Raw genomic sequence first — 16,592 nt, forward strand, 5'->3', positions numbered from 1 at the left:
GGAGGAACCGGGGGGAAACTTTTCTGAAGAAAAGTTTCCCCCCGAGCCCCCCTTCCAAAGACTTTAAATAGTAACGGTTGATCCCCCCCATTTATAAAATTTAGGAAGGGGAGAGCGCGAGAGGGGAGAACCCTTTTTAAAGGGTTTCCCCTCTCGCACTTTCTTCCCCTCCTTAAATTCTTACAACCAACGCACTGACACGGGATTGCGCGGGGGGACGGCGGCGTAGCGGAACTTCGGGTAGCCGAGCATGAGTCCGCCGTGGACGGTATGGCCTTCGGGGATGCCCAGGGCCTGGCGCACGGCGGGATCGCCCTTGGCGGCGTAGGTTAAAAGCCCGGCCCAGCAGGTGCCAAGGCCCCTGGCGACGGCGGCCAGCTCGAAAAACGTCAAGGCGATGCCGCAGTCGGCCGGTCCGAAGGCTATCGAGGCGTCGGTATGGACCACGACCAGGGCCGGCGCGCCGCGCAGGAAATAATCGCGGCCCCGCTCCCACATGGCCGAATATTTGGCCCGTTGGCCGCCCGTAGCGAAAAAGGCGGAAGTCAGGCCGGCCAGTGCATGCACCTTGGCCGGATCGGCAACGGCAATCCAGCGGATTTCCTGGACGTTGCTGGCTGTCGGGGCGTAGCGGGCCACGTCGAGCAACTCTTCGATCACGCTCCGGGGCACGGGCTTGTCGGCGTAGGCCCGGATGGAGCGCCGCCCCAACAACAGGCCGTCCACGACCTCCGGGGCGGGAAAGCGAACGTTTTGCCGCAGGCCCGAGGCCGGATTGACGGCGTCCACACGGGAATTGGCCAGCGCGCCGTGGGGGCACACCGCCACGCAATGGCCGCAGGCGTTGCACACGACCGGATCGGCGGCCACCGGCCCGCCGTCTTCCCCAAGCTCCAGGGCGCCGCTCGGGCAGGCCAGGGCGCACATGCCGTCCTTCTTGCACTTGTCCGCATCCACCGTGATCAGATCCATGAGCATTCCTCCTTAATGGCGCGACTTGGCCGCGTCCGCGCGGACGCGAAACCAGACACGGCCCAAACCTACTCGGCTTGCCGGCTTTGACAAGAAGGCACATCGGCGTGGCGTGATACCCTGGAGGGTACCGTGGGCAGGAGGAAAGCGGCTTTGGGAGGGGCGGCCGGACCCGGGCAGGGAGACGGGGCCGGCCGACGGTCCCTGTGGAATGTGGCGATCCGCGTTTGCGCGTGCGGATCGTTAGAAAACCAGGGCGTCTTGGCCTAGGGGCGGGACACTACAGCCAGATGATCCGCACGCCGGGCGTTGTTTCCGGCTGCTGCGGGGCAAAGCCGGGATAGCCGAGGAAAAGCGCCGCATGCACGGTATGTCCGCTCGGGACGGACAAGGCGGCGGCCAGTTCGGACGAACCGGCGGCGGCCCGGACGATCTCGCCGGCAAAGCAGCTGCCAAGCCCCATGGCGGCTCCGGCCCATTCCAGACGGGCCATGGCCAGAGCGCAATCCTCGGCCGCCTTGGTCGAGCCGCTTTTCCCGTAGGCCACGGCCAGATGGGGCGCACCGCCAAAGACGATCCGGCCGGCATCCGCATCCGGGGCCACGCCGTCGGCCAGGAGGCCTTCCCGGCACAGCCAGCGCGCGGCAAGCCCGGTCACGCGGGCCATGGTCCGGGGCGCTTCCACTACGATAAACCGGGCGGGGTCCGTACGGCCGTCGGTCAGGCCATTGGCCACCGAGTCGATGAGGTTCCGAAGCTCACGCATGGTCAGCCGCCGGTCGGCGAAGACCCGCACCGAACGCCGGCTCCTCACGATCTTGGCCTGGGATTCGCTCTCGGCCCGGGAAATGCCGGCCCGGCAACCGCAGGCCGTGCCGAACCGCGCCAGCACGTTGGACGGCGTAAAAAGGGGCGCGGCCGACACCGCAGCGTTCGCCTTGGCGGTCGTTGTCCCGACCGGGGCGGACGCAACAGACGCCGGGGCGCTCTCCTTGACGGCGACCGGAGTGGCCGTTGTCTGTTTGGCTTTCGCCGTTTCCGGGCACCGGAAAGGGATACCCCGAATGTACATGATGTTCGATGCCGTTGCCTTTGCCTCATGCTGCATTGTCGTCATACCGCGCTCCTTGGGTTTATGGTCATGACACCCGGCCTACGCGGAAAATCACACCCGCACAACGTGACGCTTTCCTTTAAAAGCGTGACCCGATACAGCATGAGTCGCTTTCACAACAGGTTTTTCTTGATGTGTCACGCCAGCTGGCGTAATAGATATTTAATTTTCGAGGAGGTCTTATGCGGGCACTTGTCGTGGACGACGACCTGGCCAGCCGCCATGTTCTGGCGTCCCATCTCGCCGGGGTGGCCGAGTGCGTCATGTGCGCCTCGGGCCCCGAGGCCGTGACGGCCGTGGGCAACGCCACCGTTGCCGGCACGCCCTTCGACGTGGTCTTCCTCGACATCATCATGCCCCATATGGACGGGCACGAGACGCTCTCCCGCATCCGGCAGGCCGAGGAAGCCGGCGGCGTGCCCCCGGAAAAACGGGTCAAGGCCGTCATGGTCACCTCCATGGACGACGAGACCAACACCATGACCGCGCTTTTCGACGGCCAGGTGGCGGCCTACCTGGTCAAGCCGCCCAATCGGGCCGAACTGCTGGACAAGCTGGCCACCCTGGGCCTGCTCGGCTGAGGGGGAGAGCGGGACACTGAGACGCGCCGGGGGAGGGGGCTTTTTGAAAAAAGCCCCCTCCCCCGGACCCCCTCCCGCAAAAACTTTTCTCCAGGGTTGGGTTGCCTGCCCTCTTCGACTCCACCCCCTTGTGAAAGTTTTTGAAGGGAGTCCAGGGGGAAACTTTTTTCAAAAAGTTTCCCCCTGGCCGCCGGAGGCATCCCCCCCTCTTCCCTTCACTACTTCACTTCTTTGGATTTTCGATCGCCCCGCCGGGCGCGCCGGCCTGGGAGTCGAGCAGACGGCAGACGTTTTGAAACTTCGCGACCAGGAGCTTGTGCCGGGCGAGGCGGGCAGCGAACGCCTTGCCGCCGGCGGCGACGCGCTCGGCGAAAAGGTCCGTGGCGAATCGGTACAGCGCGGCGTCGAGGACGTTTCGCGAGGCGACAAGCGCGCGCTCCTCGTCCGTGGCCCGGGCGGCTTCGGGTCGGCGCAGGCTGTTCTGGCGTTCGTAGAGCAGGTCGGAAAGGCCCATGACGTCGGCGAGAAGCAGCAGGCTGGCGTCGAAATCCCCGGTCAGGCCGAAGGCGACAAACCGGTCGCGCAGGTTGGCCTGGGCGCGGGAAAGCGCATCTTCTGGCCGGCTGTCCGGGTCCAGGCCGGAAAGCACCCGGGTCATGAAGTTGCCGCCCTTGTAGCGAAGGAGCTTGTGGCTGCTGGTGACGTATTCGGCCAGGGACATGTTTTCCCGGTTGAGCAGATCATAGAGATGCTGTCCGGGCCAGGTCCGCAGGAAATGGTACTCCGAGATCACCCGCGAGACGGGCTCGCGCAGAAAGGTCACGGCCCGAACCGGCGCGTCGTAGAAAGTGAAGGCGTCGTAGTCGGTCAAAAGCACATGGCCCTGGATCAGCCGGATGCCGTCCAGGCGGGATTGGTCGATGACCGCGTTTTGGGCGAAATCGTCCCGCGTGTAGAGCGACAGCACGGAGCCGGGCGGAAAATTGCGCTCCAGCAGGCGGTTGAGCGTGGTCCCGGCGGTGCGGGGGATGTGTAGGAAAAGAAACGGCGGTTGGCCGGCCATGATGCCCGCGCCTCGAGGCGGTCAGGAAGGATCGAAGGCCGCCAGGGCCTCCCGTAGCGCGGCCAGTTGCCCGGAAAGGTCGGCCAGCCGATCGCGTCGGTCGTCGATGTCCGCGAAAAAGGGCGCGAACCGTTCGTCCAACTCCCGAAAGATCCGATCAACCCGGGCGGCCAGACGCTCGTCGAGTTCCAGGCGCAGCTTCTCGCCTCCCGCGGCCAGACGGCGTCGCATTTCCCGCAACACCCGGGGGCGTTGCCAGAACAGCGCGCTGCCGGCCAAAAGCGCGCCACCGGCCGCGATCACCCCACCGGTCACGTCCACCACAGCGCTTTTGACGGCCACGGCGAAAATCGTTCCCAAAACCACCAAGGTTCCGCCGAGCGCCGCCTTGGGGTCCATGCCGGTCACGCTTTTGGGGTCCAGGCCGGCCATAGGGCCGCCGTCGGCCAAAAGCGCCTCCACCCGTTCGGCCACTTCGGCCAACACCCGGTCGCGCTGGGCGGTCAGGGCATCGGCCGGCTGGCCTTCGCCGGCGGCGCGCCGCCGGGCCAGCTCGTCGAGCAGGCCGCGGGCCGTATTGCTCACGCTTTCGAAAATGTGCTGCGCCCCCTGCCGGGCGATGGCGTCCACCTCGTGTTCCAGGTCCTTGGCAAAGGCCTCGCCGAGTTCGGCCAGGCGCGCCGCCGGGGAGGCGGCCTTGGCGCCGCGCCGCCACAGGCTGGTCACGGCCCGGCCGATCATGCCGCCAAAGGTCAGCTCCTCGGCAAAAGCCGTCTCGAACCGGGCGGCAAGGCGCGTGTAGGCGCCCTCCACCCGCACCCGCAGCACCTCGGCCTCGCGGTCGGCGGCCTGCCTTGCGGTTTGCAGGCGCTTGCGCATGCGGTCGGCCTCGGCCGCGTCGGCAGCAAGCTCCGCCCCGACGCCTTCCAGGGACCGGCCAAGCTGGGCGGTCAGGCGTTCGGCCGAACGCCGCGTGGCCTCGAGTTTGGCCGCAAAGTGCCCGCCCGAGGCCGTCAGATCCCGGACCAGCTCCCGCAGGGCCGCGATGCCCCCGGCCTCGGGATCAGTCCCGCTCGTGACGGCCGAAACCAGAAAAACGGTCGGATCGCTCATGCCCCTGTCCCGAGCCAGATCGCGCAGCCGGGCCGTGTTGACCTTGATCTGCTCCGGGCTGGCCAAGTCGGCCTGGGTCAGGGCGAAAGCCACGTTGCGCCGCCAGGTATCGGCGGCCAAGTCGTAAAATTCCCAGGCCGAGCGGGAATAGGGGTTGAGCGCCGAAAAGACGAACAGGACCAGATCGGCCCGGGGAATGAACTGCTCGGTGATTTCCTGGTGGCGGTCGATGATGCTGTCCACCCCGGGCGTGTCCACGATGGCCAAGCCGTCGAGGATGGGGTTGTCCAGGGTGACGTGGGTGACAAGGGGCCCGTCGGCGGTTTCGGAGGGATGCTCGCCCCGGGTGATGATGCGGATACGGTCCGTGCAGGGGTCGGGGGCCACTTCCGTAACCGTGGCGCCGAGCAGGGCGTTGATGAGGCTGCTCTTGCCGGTCTTGACCTCCCCCACCACCACGAACAGGAACGGCTCGGTCACATGGGCGGCCAGTTCCCGGGCCGTTTCGGCCAGGTCGTCCCGGCCGCACCGGGCCACGAGCGCGACCAGACGTCCGAGCAGGCCGGCCAGTTCGGTCCGGCGGGCCAGAAACCGCGATTCGAGAAGCGATGCGCGCAACGGTCGATCCTTCAAGTTGTCCGGCTCAGCGGGGCAAAAACCAGTCGAGGCCAAGCTTTTCGTTTTTGGCCGCCTCGGCCCTGGCCGCCTCGAACGCGCCGGATTTCTTGTTCTTCGCGTTATAGCAGACTTCCTCGTCGTGCACCAAGCCGGTAGCGGCGAGTCGGATGGAATTGCCCTCGGTAAACGCCCCGTCCTCCCCCTCGTAATGCATGAGGATGAGGCTTACCGGCTGGCCATCGGCTGCCCGCAGGCTCCATTTCCAGGTCCGCAGGGTGCCGAAGGCGTTGCCGCGCCATTCCCGGGGTTCGCCATAGCGCACCTGAAGCGCCTCCATGAGGCGCTGGAAAAACGCCAGCGAATCGTCGGCGTAGTTCATCTTGATGCGCACGATGCGTTCCGGCTTGGCGCAAAGCCCGTAATCCACGTAGCCGCTGCGAAACCCCGCCACCGGGGCCACCGCCGCAAGTCCGAGGTAGGGTTTGTGGAAGGACCTTTCGATCTCCGGGCGCACGACGGCCTTGCCCGCCTCGGCCAGGGTTTCGCCCAGCCGCAGGCCGACCAGTTCCAGGGGCGCATCCGCGCCATAGCCCGACCGGGCCGGAACGCAGGCCGCGACCATCAGGCCGACGGCCAAAAACAGATGGCGCAAACGCCACGATCTCACGTGCATGACGACTCCTCTCCTGGGCCCCGCGCGCCGCCTTTACGCGAAATGGGCCAGGGCCTCCTCCTGGGTGGGATAAATCGGAAAGATCTCGGTGTAGCCGGAAATTTCGAAGACTTCCTTCATATAATCCTTGATGGTGGCCAACACCAGCTGTCCCTGGATCTTCTTGAGCTGCTGCAAGGCCAGCAGCAGAACGCGCAGGCCGGTGGAATTGATGTAATCCACGCCCTTGAAGTCCATGAGCACCTTGGTCTTGCCCTGGCCGAGAATCTCCATGATCTTGTCCTCGAGCACCTTGGACGTGTTGCTGTCGAGCCGGCCGCCGAGCTCGAGCACCGTCACCCCTCCGTTCTCCCGTTCCACAAGCTGCATAGCGCCCCCCTTTTCCGTCAATTGACGTCTTTTTCGAGAATCAACCGGTTTTTGCCGCCCACCCGCTCATAGGCGACCCTGTCCATGATCGTACGCACCAAATGAATGCCGAGCCCCCCGATGGGTCGCCGATCCGCCTCGGCGGTGGTGTCCGGGGTGCCGGCCGTCAAGGGATCGAAGGGGCGGGCGTCGTCTTCCAGGATAAACCGCAGACGCGAGCCATCAAGGCCCATGCCGACGGTTATGACGTGTTCCGTATCGTCGGCGTATCCGTAACTGATGATGTTGGTGAGAAGTTCGTCGAGGACCAGCCGGATCTGGTAGCGCAGCTTGGCAGACAGGGCATGGGCCTCGCCAAAGGCCTCGACCGCATCCCCGATACGGTCAAGTTCCAACAGGCGGTTGTGGAGTCGCAAGGAAAAGCCCGACTGCATCCTGTCCCCGCACGTCGATTGCCGCGCCGCCGGGCGGATCTCCGGGACGCAACCGGCCCCGCCGCGGGTATGCCAGGCCGTCAAGAACGACGGCTGATTGGCGGCGCATGACCGATTGCCGCAAACTTCCTGTTTTTTCATGGCCTGTCAAGGCGAAGCCCCGGCCGCTCCTGGTCGGCGCGGCGGTTGCAAACAGGCTTTGGTGGACGTAGAAAGCCCGTCCAACAAGGAGGCTCCCCCATGAAAGATTTAAACGACGCCCTGGCCGAAAACGAGGCCGACGCCACCGAAGCGTTCCTCAAATCCTTGCCCGAACTCGCGCCCGGGGAGTCTTTCCGGTTCGCCTGCCATCCGAACGTGCCCTGCTTCAACGCCTGCTGTTCGGACCTGCGGCTGATGCTCACGCCCTACGACGCCCTGCGCCTGCGCCGGGCGCTCGGGATTTCGGCCGCGGACTTCATCAACCACTTCGCCACGCGTTTCACCGCGCCGGACACCGGCTTTCCCATGCTCCAGCTCAAGATGCGCGACGAGCCCCGGAAACGCTGCCCCTTCGTCACGCCGGAGGGCTGCAAGGTCTATCCCGACCGCCCCGGGGCCTGCCGCACCTATCCCCTGGGCCGGGCGACCAAGCTCGACGAACAGGGGCATGTGGTGGAGCAGTTTTTCGTGGTGCGCGAGCCGCACTGCCGGGGCTTCGAAGAGGCCTCCACCTGGGACGCGCCGGCCTGGCTGGCCGACCAGGACCTTGCCCGCTACAACGATTTCAACGACCGCTACATGCGGCTTATGGCCCTGGCCCGGGGCAAGGGCGCGGCCCTGACCGACAAGCAGGGGCAGATGGTCTGGCTGGCCCAGTACGAGCCCGACGCCTTCCAGGCCTTCATCACCCGGCTGGACCTCTTCCGGCTGGTGGAGATCGACGAGGAACGCAAGGCGCGGGTCCTGGCCGACGAGGAGGCCTCGCTGATTTTCGGCCTGGACTGGCTGGAACTGGCCTTTTTCGGCCTGGAGACGGGGCTGCGCCGCAAACGCCAGCCCATGCCGTAACGAGCCGACGGGCCGGCGCGGCGCGGCCGGACAGGATTATTTTTTGCACGCCGCGGGCACTGGGTATTTTTTTCCGTAACCCGAGCCCCGGAGTCACGTCATGAGCATGAATTCTTCTGACATCTTGAGCTATTTCAATACAGTACTTCAGAAAAAAGGCTACGACACCATCCGCCCCGCGGCGCAAGCGCCAACGACCGATTTCGACGCCCTGCTCGACGACGCCAGCGCAAGCGCCGCCAAGCGGGAATTCTACAGCCATCCCCGGCTCGGCACGGAGGCCGACGGCAAGCCCGTGATGGGCCAGACCGAAGAGGAAATGACCGACGCCATCAAGGAATTGACCGAGTGGGCCGTGGCCCGGGGCCAGGACGCCGACAACCTGCATTTCATCCTGGGCAACACGCCCGTCTTCGACGGACCGACCGGCCCCATGCTCGGCTACGCCATGCGCGCCGCCGTGGAGCTGCCCATGCCGCCCAAGGCCCAGATGGAAAAGACCACCCTGGCCAAGCTGCTGTCATCCTGAACGAAGCGCGACCTCAGGGCAGTCCCCAGGCGGCGCGGCGCTCCTGGTAAAGCTTTTGCGGCAAAACGGCCAGGACCGGCCTGGCGGCCGGGTCGAGCCAGGCGGCAAGCGTCGCGGCGTCGGCCTCGGGACAGCCGATGCTGCCGCCGGTCGGCGCACCGCCGGCCGGGCGCACGTTGACGAAGACGCAACTGCCGGCCCCGGCCACAGGAGCATCCCGGTTGTGGCCGATGACCACCCCCCAGATGTTGGCCTTGTCGGCGCGCACCATGCGTTCCTGCCGGGCAAAGCCGCCCTCCGGGCGCTCCTCGGGCCCGACCACGCGCCCGAACTGGGGCACGGCGGGATCGGCCACGCAGGCCACCCGGTCGGTCACCATGGTGTAAGGCAACCGCACCCCGGCCGCCCGGGCCGTCTGGGCGTCGGCATAGCCGAAGGCCTCGGGCAGGGAAAAGAATCCGGCCGGCGTCCTGCCGTCCCCCTGTTTCTTCTCCGGCCCGGCCGGCATGGGCACCAATCCCCGACCATAGCCCAGTCCGCCGCGCCCCAGCAGGCAGGAAACGCCCTGCCCCGCCTCGCGCCACGGCGCATCCGGCCCTTGCCGGGCAAAGCGGCGCAACGTGCCTGTTGTCGCACCCATGCGTGGCGCGACGACCAGCACGAGTTGCCGACAGCCCGGAAGCGGAAATTCCTTGGAAACCACCCCCGGCCCCGTGGCGACCGCGTTCCCGGCGGGTTTGACGGCCGGACCGGCGGGAGGAGCGGCAGTCGGACTGCTGCGGGGACTGGCGGGAGGATTGGCGGGCGCGCCTTGGCGAGGGGGCGCCACGGCCGGCACGGTTCCCGCGCGAAGGGGCTGTCTCCGGGCGGCGGCGTCCATGTCGGCGGTCATTTCCTGGCGATAGTCCGGGGCCAGGACGGAGGCGCCGCCGCCGCGCGTGTGCACGTCCTCGGGGCGCACCACCGGGGTCTTGCCCTGGACGGAATGCGCGTCCTCGGACGGCGCGTCGTCGGAACAGCCGGCAACGAAGACGGCCACAAGCAGCAGGACCAGCAGGCACGCCGCCGCGCGGCAAGCGCCCGGCCGGCCGGCCGGGCGCATTGGGTCGACGAACATCATGCCTCGTCCGGCGTGCCGGATGACGGGGTCGCGGCATCGGCGGGCACGGCGTCTTCCTCCGCCTTGGTCGCGCGCTTGCCCCGTTTCCCCCCGCGCGCCAAGGCGGCCAGCTTCTCGGCGGCCTTGACGGACTCGCCGGACTTGCCAAGGAAATGCATCTCCCCGCGCGGGGAAATCCAATGCCAGCCGGCCGGTTTAACGAGTTCGGTCGCGCCATGTTTATCAAGAAATTCCAAAGCCTTCACACTATCGAGCTCTTCGGCCAGCGATTCCAGCAGGTCCTCGGCGTCGAAGGCGGCGGCGGCGCTGCGAAAAATCTCGAACGCGCCGTGGGCCACGTCGAACAGCGAAAAATCCCCCCGCTTGCGACGCCCGGCCAAAATGGCCTCCAATGTCGCCATATCGTTGCGCAGGGCCCGCAGTTCCTTGATCGCCGCATCACGGGCAACATCGCGCCGCGCTTCCAGACTTTTCCCGACAGCCGCCGTGGCCGTGCGTTTTGGTGGCATGGTATCCTCACTTATTCGCTTTATTTTAGACAATAATCCGTAAAATGTGGAGCCTAAAGTTCCCCCGAAACACGATCGCCATAGACGACGCCGCAGACCGGCAGTTCCCGGAAGTGCCCGCCGCGCCTTCTGTTGCAAACCCTCCGCGCCGTGCAGCGCGTCCGGGCGATTCGACTGGCTCCTCCCCCCGCCGCGACGGCATGACGGCGCCAGCGCCTCGTGGCGGGGCGCAAACGACCATTTTTGAAATAGGTATTGTCTTTACTGAAAATTATTCATAGGATCCATAACATATTGTGTTCTATAAATGAGAAAGCATACTGTTGGCGACCATGAAAGCCCGAACGGGCAGGAAGGAGAAACACTATGGCAACTGACGCCCAGTCCGGCAGCCAGCGCTTTCTTACCATGACGCTTGGGAATGAAATTTTCGCCATCGATATTTTTTCCGTCCGTGAAATCCTCGATTACACGGACATCACCCGCATTCCCCAGACACCGGAGTTCATGCGCGGGGTGGTCAACGTACGGGGCAACGCCGTGCCCGTGGTCGACCTCAAGATGAAATTCGGCCTCGGTCAGGTGGAACAGACGCTCAATACCCGCATCGTGATCGTGGAAATCCGGCGCGAGGACACGGTTTCGGTCATGGGAGCCCTGGCCGATTCGGTCAAGGAAGTCCTGGAGCTCGAGACGGACCGCATCGACCCGCCGCCGCGCATGGGCGCCGCCGTGCGGGCCGATTTCATCCGGGGCATCGGCAGGCACGGGGACCGCTTCATCCTGATCCTCGACGTGGACAAGGTTTTCTCCACCGAGGAAATCCTCGATTTGTCCCATATGCTTGGCGAGACGGCCCCGCCTGCGGGAGAAAACGACGAAATCACCTCCAATCCCTAATTAAGATTGCCCAATTGGCCGAAGAAACAAGAGAGAAGTGCTTCCAGGCGGATCATGGCGTTGCCCTGCGGCGAAACGATTCAACCTCGTAAATCCGGAGTCCACCATGTTCAAGAATCGTAGTCTCGCCTTCAAGCTGGGGCTCGGCTTCGGCCTGCTTATTGTATTTACCATCCTCATCGCCGGGGTGGGCTATGTAAGCCTCGATATGTTATTGTCGCGCTCCGCCAAGATGGAGGCCGTCAACATCATCAGCGACGCCATCACCAGCGCCCGCATGGACATGCTGTACTTCATGAACAGCAAGGATCAGGGCCGTCTGGAATCCTTTCGCAAAAATCTCGCCAAAGCCAGGGAAAAGGCCCAAGCCCTCAAGCATACGTTAAGCGATCCCCGCAACCGGGAACGCATGGACGCGATCATCAAGGACGTCGCCGCCTATGAGGCCGGACTCGGCCGTTATCTGGAAAGCGAAAAGACCAATGCGGAAACGCTCAAGACCCTGGTCGACGCGGCCGGCGCCCTGCAAAAAGCCGGGGAAACCCTGGACCAGCATCTGGCCGAGGCCGTGACCAAGTCCTCCGCCACCGGGGGCGAGGCCGTGGCCAAGGCGGCCATGGTGCAGCACCGCGTAAGCAGTCTCATCCAGCAGTTCCTGCGTTCGCGCATCGAGGTCCTGTATTACCTGTGGAAGGGCGACACGTCGCGCATGGACAACGCCCGGAGTTTTCTGGAAAAGCTCATCGCGTCGGGCAAGGACGCCGAAAAACTTCTGGCCACGCCGGAAGAACGCGCCATGATGCTGGACATCGTCACCCGCGCCGAAACCTACAAATCCCGTATGGAAGGCTTCCTGGCCGCCGCCGAGACCCGGGTCGTGGTGATCAAGGACATGGCCGCCGCCGCCGATCAGGCCGCCAAGGTCGCCCTGGAAGCCGTCAACGTCCAGCAGGAAAGCATGAACGCCGAATCGCGCACGGCCAACAGCGTCAATATCGCCGCCGCGGTCACGGCCATCATCCTCGGCCTCCTGTTTGCCGTGCTCATCACCAAGGGCATCCTGCGCGGCGTCAAAAAGGCCATCACCGCCGCCGAATCCGTCTCCCACGGCGACCTGGACGTGGACGTGAGCATCGAGGGGCGCGACGAGATCGGCACCCTGCTTATGGCCATGGAGCGCATGATCGAGGCCGAGCGGACCACGGCCGACGTGGCCAGCCGGCTGGCCCAGGGCGACCTGACCGTTTCCGTCACGGCCCGGTCGGACAAGGACGTGATGCTGATAAGCATGTCCGAGATGATCGACCGGCTGCGCGACGTGGTGGGCGAGGTCCAGTCCGGAGCGGAAAACGTGGCCTCGGGCAGCGAGGAGATGAGCGCTTCGGCCGAATCCCTGTCCCAGGGCGCCACCGAGCAGGCTTCGGCCGTCGAGGAATCGTCCTCGGCCATGGAGCAAATGGCCTCGAGCATCAGCCAGAACGCCGACAACGCCAGCCAGACCGAGGCCATCGCCGTCAAGGCGGCGAACGACGCCCGCGAATCCGGACAGGCCGTGACCCAGGCCGTGGCCGCCATGAAGGAAATCGCCGGCAAGATCTCCATCATCGAGGAAATCGCCCGTCAGACCGACCTGCTTGCCCTAAACGCCGCCGTGGAAGCGGCCCGGGCCGGCGAACACGGCCGGGGTTTCGCCGTGGTGGCGTCCGAAGTCAGAAAGCTGGCCGAACGCAGCCAGTCGGCGGCCTCGGAGATCACCAAGCTCTCCAGCTCCACCACCAGCGTGGCCGAACGGGCCGGAGACCTGCTCGCCAAGCTCGTGCCGGACATCCAGCGCACGGCCGATCTGGTCCAGGAGATCAACGCCGCCAGCCAGGAACAGTCCACCGGATCGGGGCAGGTCAACAAGGCGCTCCAACAGCTCGACCAGGTCATCCAGCAAAACGCCTCCGCTTCCGAAGAGCTGGCCTCCACCTCCGAGGAACTCTCGGCCCAGGCCGAACAGCTGCAGGCGAGCGTCGCCTTCTTCCAGCTCGAGGCCGGCGCCCGCGTGGCCAGGCCCGCCGCCAAGCCCCGGGCCAACAAGGGCAAGCCCGCCGCCCGCCCGGCCCTGGCCAAGGGGCCGTCCGCCAAGCCCCGGGCCGAGTCGGCCGCACCGGCCATTTCCCTGGACATGGACAGCGACGATGACCAGTTCGAACGTTTCTAACACCGGCCCGGGCGCGATTGCCGCCCGCCGACGGGAAGACGGGGTGGGCAACGATGAGCGAGATTGATCCGTCCATCGGTATTTATGTGGAGGAGACCCGGGAACTGCTCGGCGAACTGGAACGCGGGCTGCTCGATCTGGAAAAAAACCCGGGCGACATGGAACGCGTGGACGCCTGTTTCCGCGCCATGCACACCATCAAGGGCGGCGGGGCCATGTTCGGCTTCGAGGAGATCTCCCGCTTCACCCACGACGTGGAGACGGTGCTCGACCGGGTGCGCGCGGGGGATCTGCCGGTCACCAGCGAACTGCTGACGCTCACGCTTGCGGCCAGGGATCACATTCTGGCACTGCTGGAAGCCCCGGTCCCGCCGGGACCGGAACTGCTCGCCGCCTCGGATGCACTGCTCGCGTCCTTTGCCGCCTTCCTGCCCGGCAAGGACACGCATGCGGCGCATCCGCCGGCAGGCGTCACGGCTGCGTCGCCCCCGTCGGGCCTCACCTGCGATACCGAGGAAAACGCCTGCTATGCCTGCGAGCCCCAGGCGGGACCACCCGGCATCTACTGGGTGCGCTTTTGCCCGAGCCCGCGCATCCTGCATTCCGGCAACGATCCGGCCCGGCTGCTGGCCGACCTCGACGCAGTGGGCCTCGTGCGCTCCCTGCGCCACGGCCCCATGCCGGAGCTGGACGCCCCGGACTTCGACCCGGAAGAAGTCTACGGCGTGTTCGACATGCTCGTACGTACGCCCTGCACCGAGAACAGCCTGCGCGACGTGTTCATCTTCGTCGAGGACGACTCCGACATCACCATCGAGCGCATCCATCAGGGCAATCTGCGCGGCGATGACCTTGGCGAGCTGCTCCACGCCCTCACCGGCCTCGACGCCGCCCCGACCGACGCGGTGCTCGACGCTCTGGGCCGGGCCCTGGCCGACAAGCTGGCAACCATCAGCGAGGCCAAGGCCAAAGCCAAAAGAACCCAACTCAGCGCCGCGGAAGGCGGCAGCAAGCGCCAGGCCGCCGCGACGGGAAGCACCACGTTGCGTGTGGACGCGGCCCGGCTGGACAGCGTGGTCAGCATGGCCGGCGAGCTGGTCATCCTCCAGTCCCGCCTGCGCCAGGCCGTCCAGGCCCGGGACCTCGACGCCGCCGCCGCCGTGGACGAGGACCTCGAACGCCTGACCGACGCCATGCGCGACGTGGCGCTCGGGCTCCGCATGCTGCCCATCGGCACGGTGTTCAGCCAGTTCACCCGGCTTTTGCGCGACCTTTCGGCTTCCCTCGGCAAGGTCGTGGAATTCGAAGCCCTGGGCGGCGACACCGAGCTCGACAAGACCGTCATCGACCGCATCAAGGATCCGCTGGTGCACTTGCTACGCAACAGCCTGGACCACGGCGTGGAAACGCCGGCCGAAAGGCAGGCCGCCGGCAAGCCGGAGAAAGGCCACATCACCCTGTCGGCCAGCCATTCCGGCGGCAACGTGGTCATCGCCATAAGCGACGACGGCAAGGGCATCGACCCCGTGGTGATCCGCAACAAGGCCGTGGAAAAGGGACTCATCGCCCCGGACATGGACCTGCCCGAAAAGGCCATCTTCGAACTCATCTTCGCCCCGGGTTTTTCCACCGCCGCGACGGTGTCGGACATCTCGGGACGCGGCGTGGGCATGGACGTGGTCAAGCGCAACATCGAGGCCCTGCGCGGCTCGGTGGAGGTGGACAGCGTCCTTGGCCAGGGCACCACGGTGACCATCAAGCTGCCGCTGACGCTGGCCATCATCGACGGCTTCTCCGTGGTGGTGGGCAAGGATTCCTTCATCGTGCCGCTGGTCACCCTGCGCGGCTTCCAGGAGCGCTTTCCCGCAAGCGAGGTGCGCACCGTGGAAAACATGGACCGGATGGGCGAACTGATACCGGTGGTGAGCCTGCGCAAGCTTTTCGCCGTGCCCGGAACCCAGCCCGGCTATGAGCGCGTGGTCATCACCGAAGTGGAAGGGGATATGGTCGGTTTTTGCGTGGACAAGGTGGTGGGCCGGCAGCAGGCCGTCATCAAGAGCCTCGACGACTGTTACCGTCATCTCAAATGGATTTCAGGCACGACCATAAACGGCGACGGCAGCATTTCGCTGATCCTCGACGTGCCCCAGCTCGTCCGTTTCGTGCGCGAACAGGAAGACTCCCGCTTGCACGCGGTCAAAGCCTCCCGTACACTGGCCCAGTAGAAAGGGCCAGGCAAGGAGCGGTAGTTATGGAACTGACCCGTACCGAAGACGGCAACAGCCTCGTGCTCGGCATTGCCGGCAAATGCACAGTGGAACACGCCGCCGCCCTGCATAAGGCCCTGCTACAGGCCGTTGGCGAAGGACGGCCGCTGGCCCTGGACATATCGGGCGTCGAGGATGCCGACATAAGCTTTCTGCAGTTGCTGCTGGCGACAGCCCTGACCCTCGACCGCGACGGCCGCACGTTCGCCCGACGTGGCCCGGTGGCCGAGGCAGCCAGGCTGGCGGCCAGGGTTTCCGGCTTCGACAACACGCCCCTGCTCCAACCCTTTTTCGCCGATGGGGAACATGATGGCTAAACGGATCATGACCGTGGACGATTCAGCGAGCGTGCGTCAGATGGTGGCTTTCACGCTCAAGAAGGAAGGATACGACGTCATCGAGGCCTGCGACGGCAAGGATGGCCTGGCCAAACTTTCCGGGACCGTGGACATGGTCATCACCGACCTCAATATGCCAAACCTCGACGGCATCGGCCTGATCAAGGGCATTCGCGCCCAGGCCGCCTACAAGTTCATTCCCATCGTCATGCTGACCACCGAATCCCAGGCCGGCAAGAAAGCCGAGGGCAAGTCGGCCGGGGCCACGGGCTGGATCGTCAAGCCCTTCACCCCGGACCAGCTCCTGGCCGTCGTCAAGAAAGTCCTGCGATAACAAGCGAAGAGAGAAGAAGAAGATGCGAGAGGGGAAACCCTTTAAAAAGGGTTCTCCCCTCTCGCGCTCTCCCCTTCCTAAAGTTTTTAAAGGCGTTGCGCTGATACTGCCGAAACAGCCGCACCGTTGAAGATCCTTGAAAAGGGTCTGGGAATCGTTGCATTCGTCAGCGGTTTCCGGCAGGCCCTTGCCGACCGGCTTCGCGCCGGTTTCCCCCCTTTCCCCCCGCCTTTCCGCCGTCTATGCACCTCGCCGGCGCCGCTTCCGATCATAGCGGCGCGAGTCCTCGCCGTCCGCCCCTCCGGCCGAAGCGGCCGGTCCACCCGAAAAAACGTTGCGACGCACTCGCTCGACTAAAGTTTCACATCGGCCAGCCGATCTTTATAATAAATTATCATGATA

Annotated in this window: 17 protein-coding genes; 8 read left to right on the top strand and 9 right to left on the bottom strand. The window is 65.4% G+C overall.

Annotated features, from left to right (window positions below; genetic code table 11):
- Nucleotides 1-180: 180 nt before the first annotated feature.
- Both K9F62_20370 and K9F62_20375 read right to left on the bottom strand, forming a co-directional pair.
- Nucleotides 181-972, bottom strand: a complete 792-nt coding sequence (locus tag K9F62_20370; GenBank protein ID UJX41007.1) for a nitroreductase family protein — start codon at nucleotides 970-972, stop codon at nucleotides 181-183.
- A gap of 280 nt (nucleotides 973-1,252) precedes the next feature.
- Nucleotides 1,253-1,897 carry a nitroreductase family protein gene (locus K9F62_20375; protein ID UJX41008.1) on the bottom strand — a complete coding sequence of 215 codons (645 nt, stop codon included), beginning with the start codon at nucleotides 1,895-1,897 and terminating at the stop codon, nucleotides 1,253-1,255.
- A 371-nt stretch (nucleotides 1,898-2,268) separates the two neighbouring features.
- Here K9F62_20375 and K9F62_20380 point away from each other — a divergent pair, with 371 nt between their 5' ends.
- The gene (locus K9F62_20380) at nucleotides 2,269-2,667 is read left to right on the top strand and encodes a response regulator (GenBank protein UJX41009.1); all 399 of its coding nucleotides are present in this window, start codon (nucleotides 2,269-2,271) and stop codon (nucleotides 2,665-2,667) included.
- A 223-nt stretch (nucleotides 2,668-2,890) separates the two neighbouring features.
- Here K9F62_20380 and K9F62_20385 read toward each other — a convergent pair whose 3' ends face one another.
- From K9F62_20385 to K9F62_20405, 5 genes are read right to left on the bottom strand one after another with little or no spacing between them, the layout of a single operon-like run.
- A complete protein-coding gene (locus K9F62_20385) occupies nucleotides 2,891-3,730 on the bottom strand; it encodes a sulfotransferase family 2 domain-containing protein (GenBank protein ID UJX41010.1) in 840 nt (279 codons plus the stop codon).
- 21 nt (nucleotides 3,731-3,751) lie between these two features.
- The gene (locus K9F62_20390) at nucleotides 3,752-5,461 is read right to left on the bottom strand and encodes a dynamin family protein (protein ID UJX41011.1); all 1,710 of its coding nucleotides are present in this window, start codon (nucleotides 5,459-5,461) and stop codon (nucleotides 3,752-3,754) included.
- A 25-nt stretch (nucleotides 5,462-5,486) separates the two neighbouring features.
- The gene (locus tag K9F62_20395; protein ID UJX41012.1) at nucleotides 5,487-6,134 is read right to left on the bottom strand and encodes a hypothetical protein; all 648 of its coding nucleotides are present in this window, start codon (nucleotides 6,132-6,134) and stop codon (nucleotides 5,487-5,489) included.
- A gap of 33 nt (nucleotides 6,135-6,167) precedes the next feature.
- Nucleotides 6,168-6,503, bottom strand: coding sequence for an STAS domain-containing protein (locus K9F62_20400; protein ID UJX41013.1), 336 nt, complete (start codon nucleotides 6,501-6,503; stop codon nucleotides 6,168-6,170).
- Between the two features lie 17 nt (nucleotides 6,504-6,520).
- Entirely contained in the window at nucleotides 6,521-6,937 is a 417-nt protein-coding gene (locus tag K9F62_20405; protein ID UJX43266.1) for an ATP-binding protein, read from the bottom strand.
- Nucleotides 6,938-7,177: 240 nt separating this feature from the next.
- Between K9F62_20405 and K9F62_20410 the strand changes: the two genes are divergently transcribed.
- Both K9F62_20410 and K9F62_20415 read left to right on the top strand, forming a co-directional pair.
- Complete coding sequence (locus K9F62_20410; protein ID UJX41014.1) at nucleotides 7,178-7,987, top strand: YkgJ family cysteine cluster protein; 810 nt, start codon at nucleotides 7,178-7,180, stop codon at nucleotides 7,985-7,987.
- Nucleotides 7,988-8,087: 100 nt separating this feature from the next.
- Nucleotides 8,088-8,516, top strand: a complete 429-nt coding sequence (locus K9F62_20415) for a hypothetical protein (protein UJX41015.1) — start codon at nucleotides 8,088-8,090, stop codon at nucleotides 8,514-8,516.
- Nucleotides 8,517-8,529: 13 nt separating this feature from the next.
- On the opposite strand, the gene K9F62_20420 is transcribed toward K9F62_20415, so the two are convergent.
- Both K9F62_20420 and K9F62_20425 read right to left on the bottom strand, forming a co-directional pair.
- Nucleotides 8,530-9,636 carry a hypothetical protein gene (locus K9F62_20420; GenBank protein UJX41016.1) on the bottom strand — a complete coding sequence of 369 codons (1,107 nt, stop codon included), beginning with the start codon at nucleotides 9,634-9,636 and terminating at the stop codon, nucleotides 8,530-8,532.
- Complete coding sequence (locus K9F62_20425; protein UJX41017.1) at nucleotides 9,633-10,145, bottom strand: hypothetical protein; 513 nt, start codon at nucleotides 10,143-10,145, stop codon at nucleotides 9,633-9,635. The genes K9F62_20420 and K9F62_20425 overlap by 4 nt, the downstream gene beginning before the upstream one ends.
- Nucleotides 10,146-10,511: 366 nt before the next feature.
- On the opposite strand from K9F62_20425, the gene K9F62_20430 reads away from it, so the two are divergent.
- The 5 genes from K9F62_20430 to K9F62_20450 all read left to right on the top strand — a co-directional run bounded on the left by K9F62_20430 (nucleotide 10,512) and on the right by K9F62_20450 (nucleotide 16,190).
- Complete coding sequence (locus K9F62_20430; GenBank protein ID UJX41018.1) at nucleotides 10,512-11,045, top strand: chemotaxis protein CheW; 534 nt, start codon at nucleotides 10,512-10,514, stop codon at nucleotides 11,043-11,045.
- A 106-nt stretch (nucleotides 11,046-11,151) separates the two neighbouring features.
- Entirely contained in the window at nucleotides 11,152-13,251 is a 2,100-nt protein-coding gene (locus tag K9F62_20435) for a methyl-accepting chemotaxis protein (GenBank protein UJX41019.1), read from the top strand.
- Between the two features lie 53 nt (nucleotides 13,252-13,304).
- Entirely contained in the window at nucleotides 13,305-15,476 is a 2,172-nt protein-coding gene (locus K9F62_20440) for a chemotaxis protein CheA (GenBank protein UJX41020.1), read from the top strand.
- A gap of 26 nt (nucleotides 15,477-15,502) precedes the next feature.
- Nucleotides 15,503-15,835 (top strand): STAS domain-containing protein, encoded by a 333-nt coding sequence (locus K9F62_20445; GenBank protein UJX41021.1) that lies wholly within the window; start codon nucleotides 15,503-15,505, stop codon nucleotides 15,833-15,835.
- Nucleotides 15,828-16,190: a response regulator gene (locus tag K9F62_20450; GenBank protein ID UJX43267.1), complete on the top strand. Its 363-nt coding sequence runs from the start codon at nucleotides 15,828-15,830 to the stop codon at nucleotides 16,188-16,190. The genes K9F62_20445 and K9F62_20450 overlap by 8 nt, the downstream gene beginning before the upstream one ends.
- Nucleotides 16,191-16,592: the final 402 nt, after the last annotated feature.

Origin of the sequence: Desulfovibrio sp. JY (assembly GCA_021730285.1) — a bacterium.
GTDB lineage: Bacteria > Desulfobacterota > Desulfovibrionia > Desulfovibrionales > Desulfovibrionaceae > Solidesulfovibrio.

What these genes read in the sequence shown, in the direction of transcription:
- K9F62_20400 (UJX41013.1), bottom strand. Translation starts at nt 6,503, where the DNA reads ATGCAGCTTGTGGAACGGGAGAACGGAGGGGTGACGGTGCTCGAGCTC.
- K9F62_20445 (UJX41021.1), top strand. Translation starts at nt 15,503, where the DNA reads ATGGAACTGACCCGTACCGAAGACGGCAACAGCCTCGTGCTCGGCATT.
- K9F62_20415 (UJX41015.1), top strand. Translation starts at nt 8,088, where the DNA reads ATGAGCATGAATTCTTCTGACATCTTGAGCTATTTCAATACAGTACTT.
- K9F62_20385 (UJX41010.1), bottom strand. Translation starts at nt 3,730, where the DNA reads ATGGCCGGCCAACCGCCGTTTCTTTTCCTACACATCCCCCGCACCGCC.
- K9F62_20440 (UJX41020.1), top strand. Translation starts at nt 13,305, where the DNA reads ATGAGCGAGATTGATCCGTCCATCGGTATTTATGTGGAGGAGACCCGG.
- K9F62_20450 (UJX43267.1), top strand. Translation starts at nt 15,828, where the DNA reads ATGGCTAAACGGATCATGACCGTGGACGATTCAGCGAGCGTGCGTCAG.
- K9F62_20425 (UJX41017.1), bottom strand. Translation starts at nt 10,145, where the DNA reads ATGCCACCAAAACGCACGGCCACGGCGGCTGTCGGGAAAAGTCTGGAA.
- K9F62_20405 (UJX43266.1), bottom strand. Translation starts at nt 6,937, where the DNA reads ATGCAGTCGGGCTTTTCCTTGCGACTCCACAACCGCCTGTTGGAACTT.
- K9F62_20380 (UJX41009.1), top strand. Translation starts at nt 2,269, where the DNA reads ATGCGGGCACTTGTCGTGGACGACGACCTGGCCAGCCGCCATGTTCTG.
- K9F62_20370 (UJX41007.1), bottom strand. Translation starts at nt 972, where the DNA reads ATGGATCTGATCACGGTGGATGCGGACAAGTGCAAGAAGGACGGCATG.
- K9F62_20395 (UJX41012.1), bottom strand. Translation starts at nt 6,134, where the DNA reads ATGCACGTGAGATCGTGGCGTTTGCGCCATCTGTTTTTGGCCGTCGGC.
- K9F62_20435 (UJX41019.1), top strand. Translation starts at nt 11,152, where the DNA reads ATGTTCAAGAATCGTAGTCTCGCCTTCAAGCTGGGGCTCGGCTTCGGC.
- K9F62_20420 (UJX41016.1), bottom strand. Translation starts at nt 9,636, where the DNA reads ATGATGTTCGTCGACCCAATGCGCCCGGCCGGCCGGCCGGGCGCTTGC.
- K9F62_20430 (UJX41018.1), top strand. Translation starts at nt 10,512, where the DNA reads ATGGCAACTGACGCCCAGTCCGGCAGCCAGCGCTTTCTTACCATGACG.
- K9F62_20410 (UJX41014.1), top strand. Translation starts at nt 7,178, where the DNA reads ATGAAAGATTTAAACGACGCCCTGGCCGAAAACGAGGCCGACGCCACC.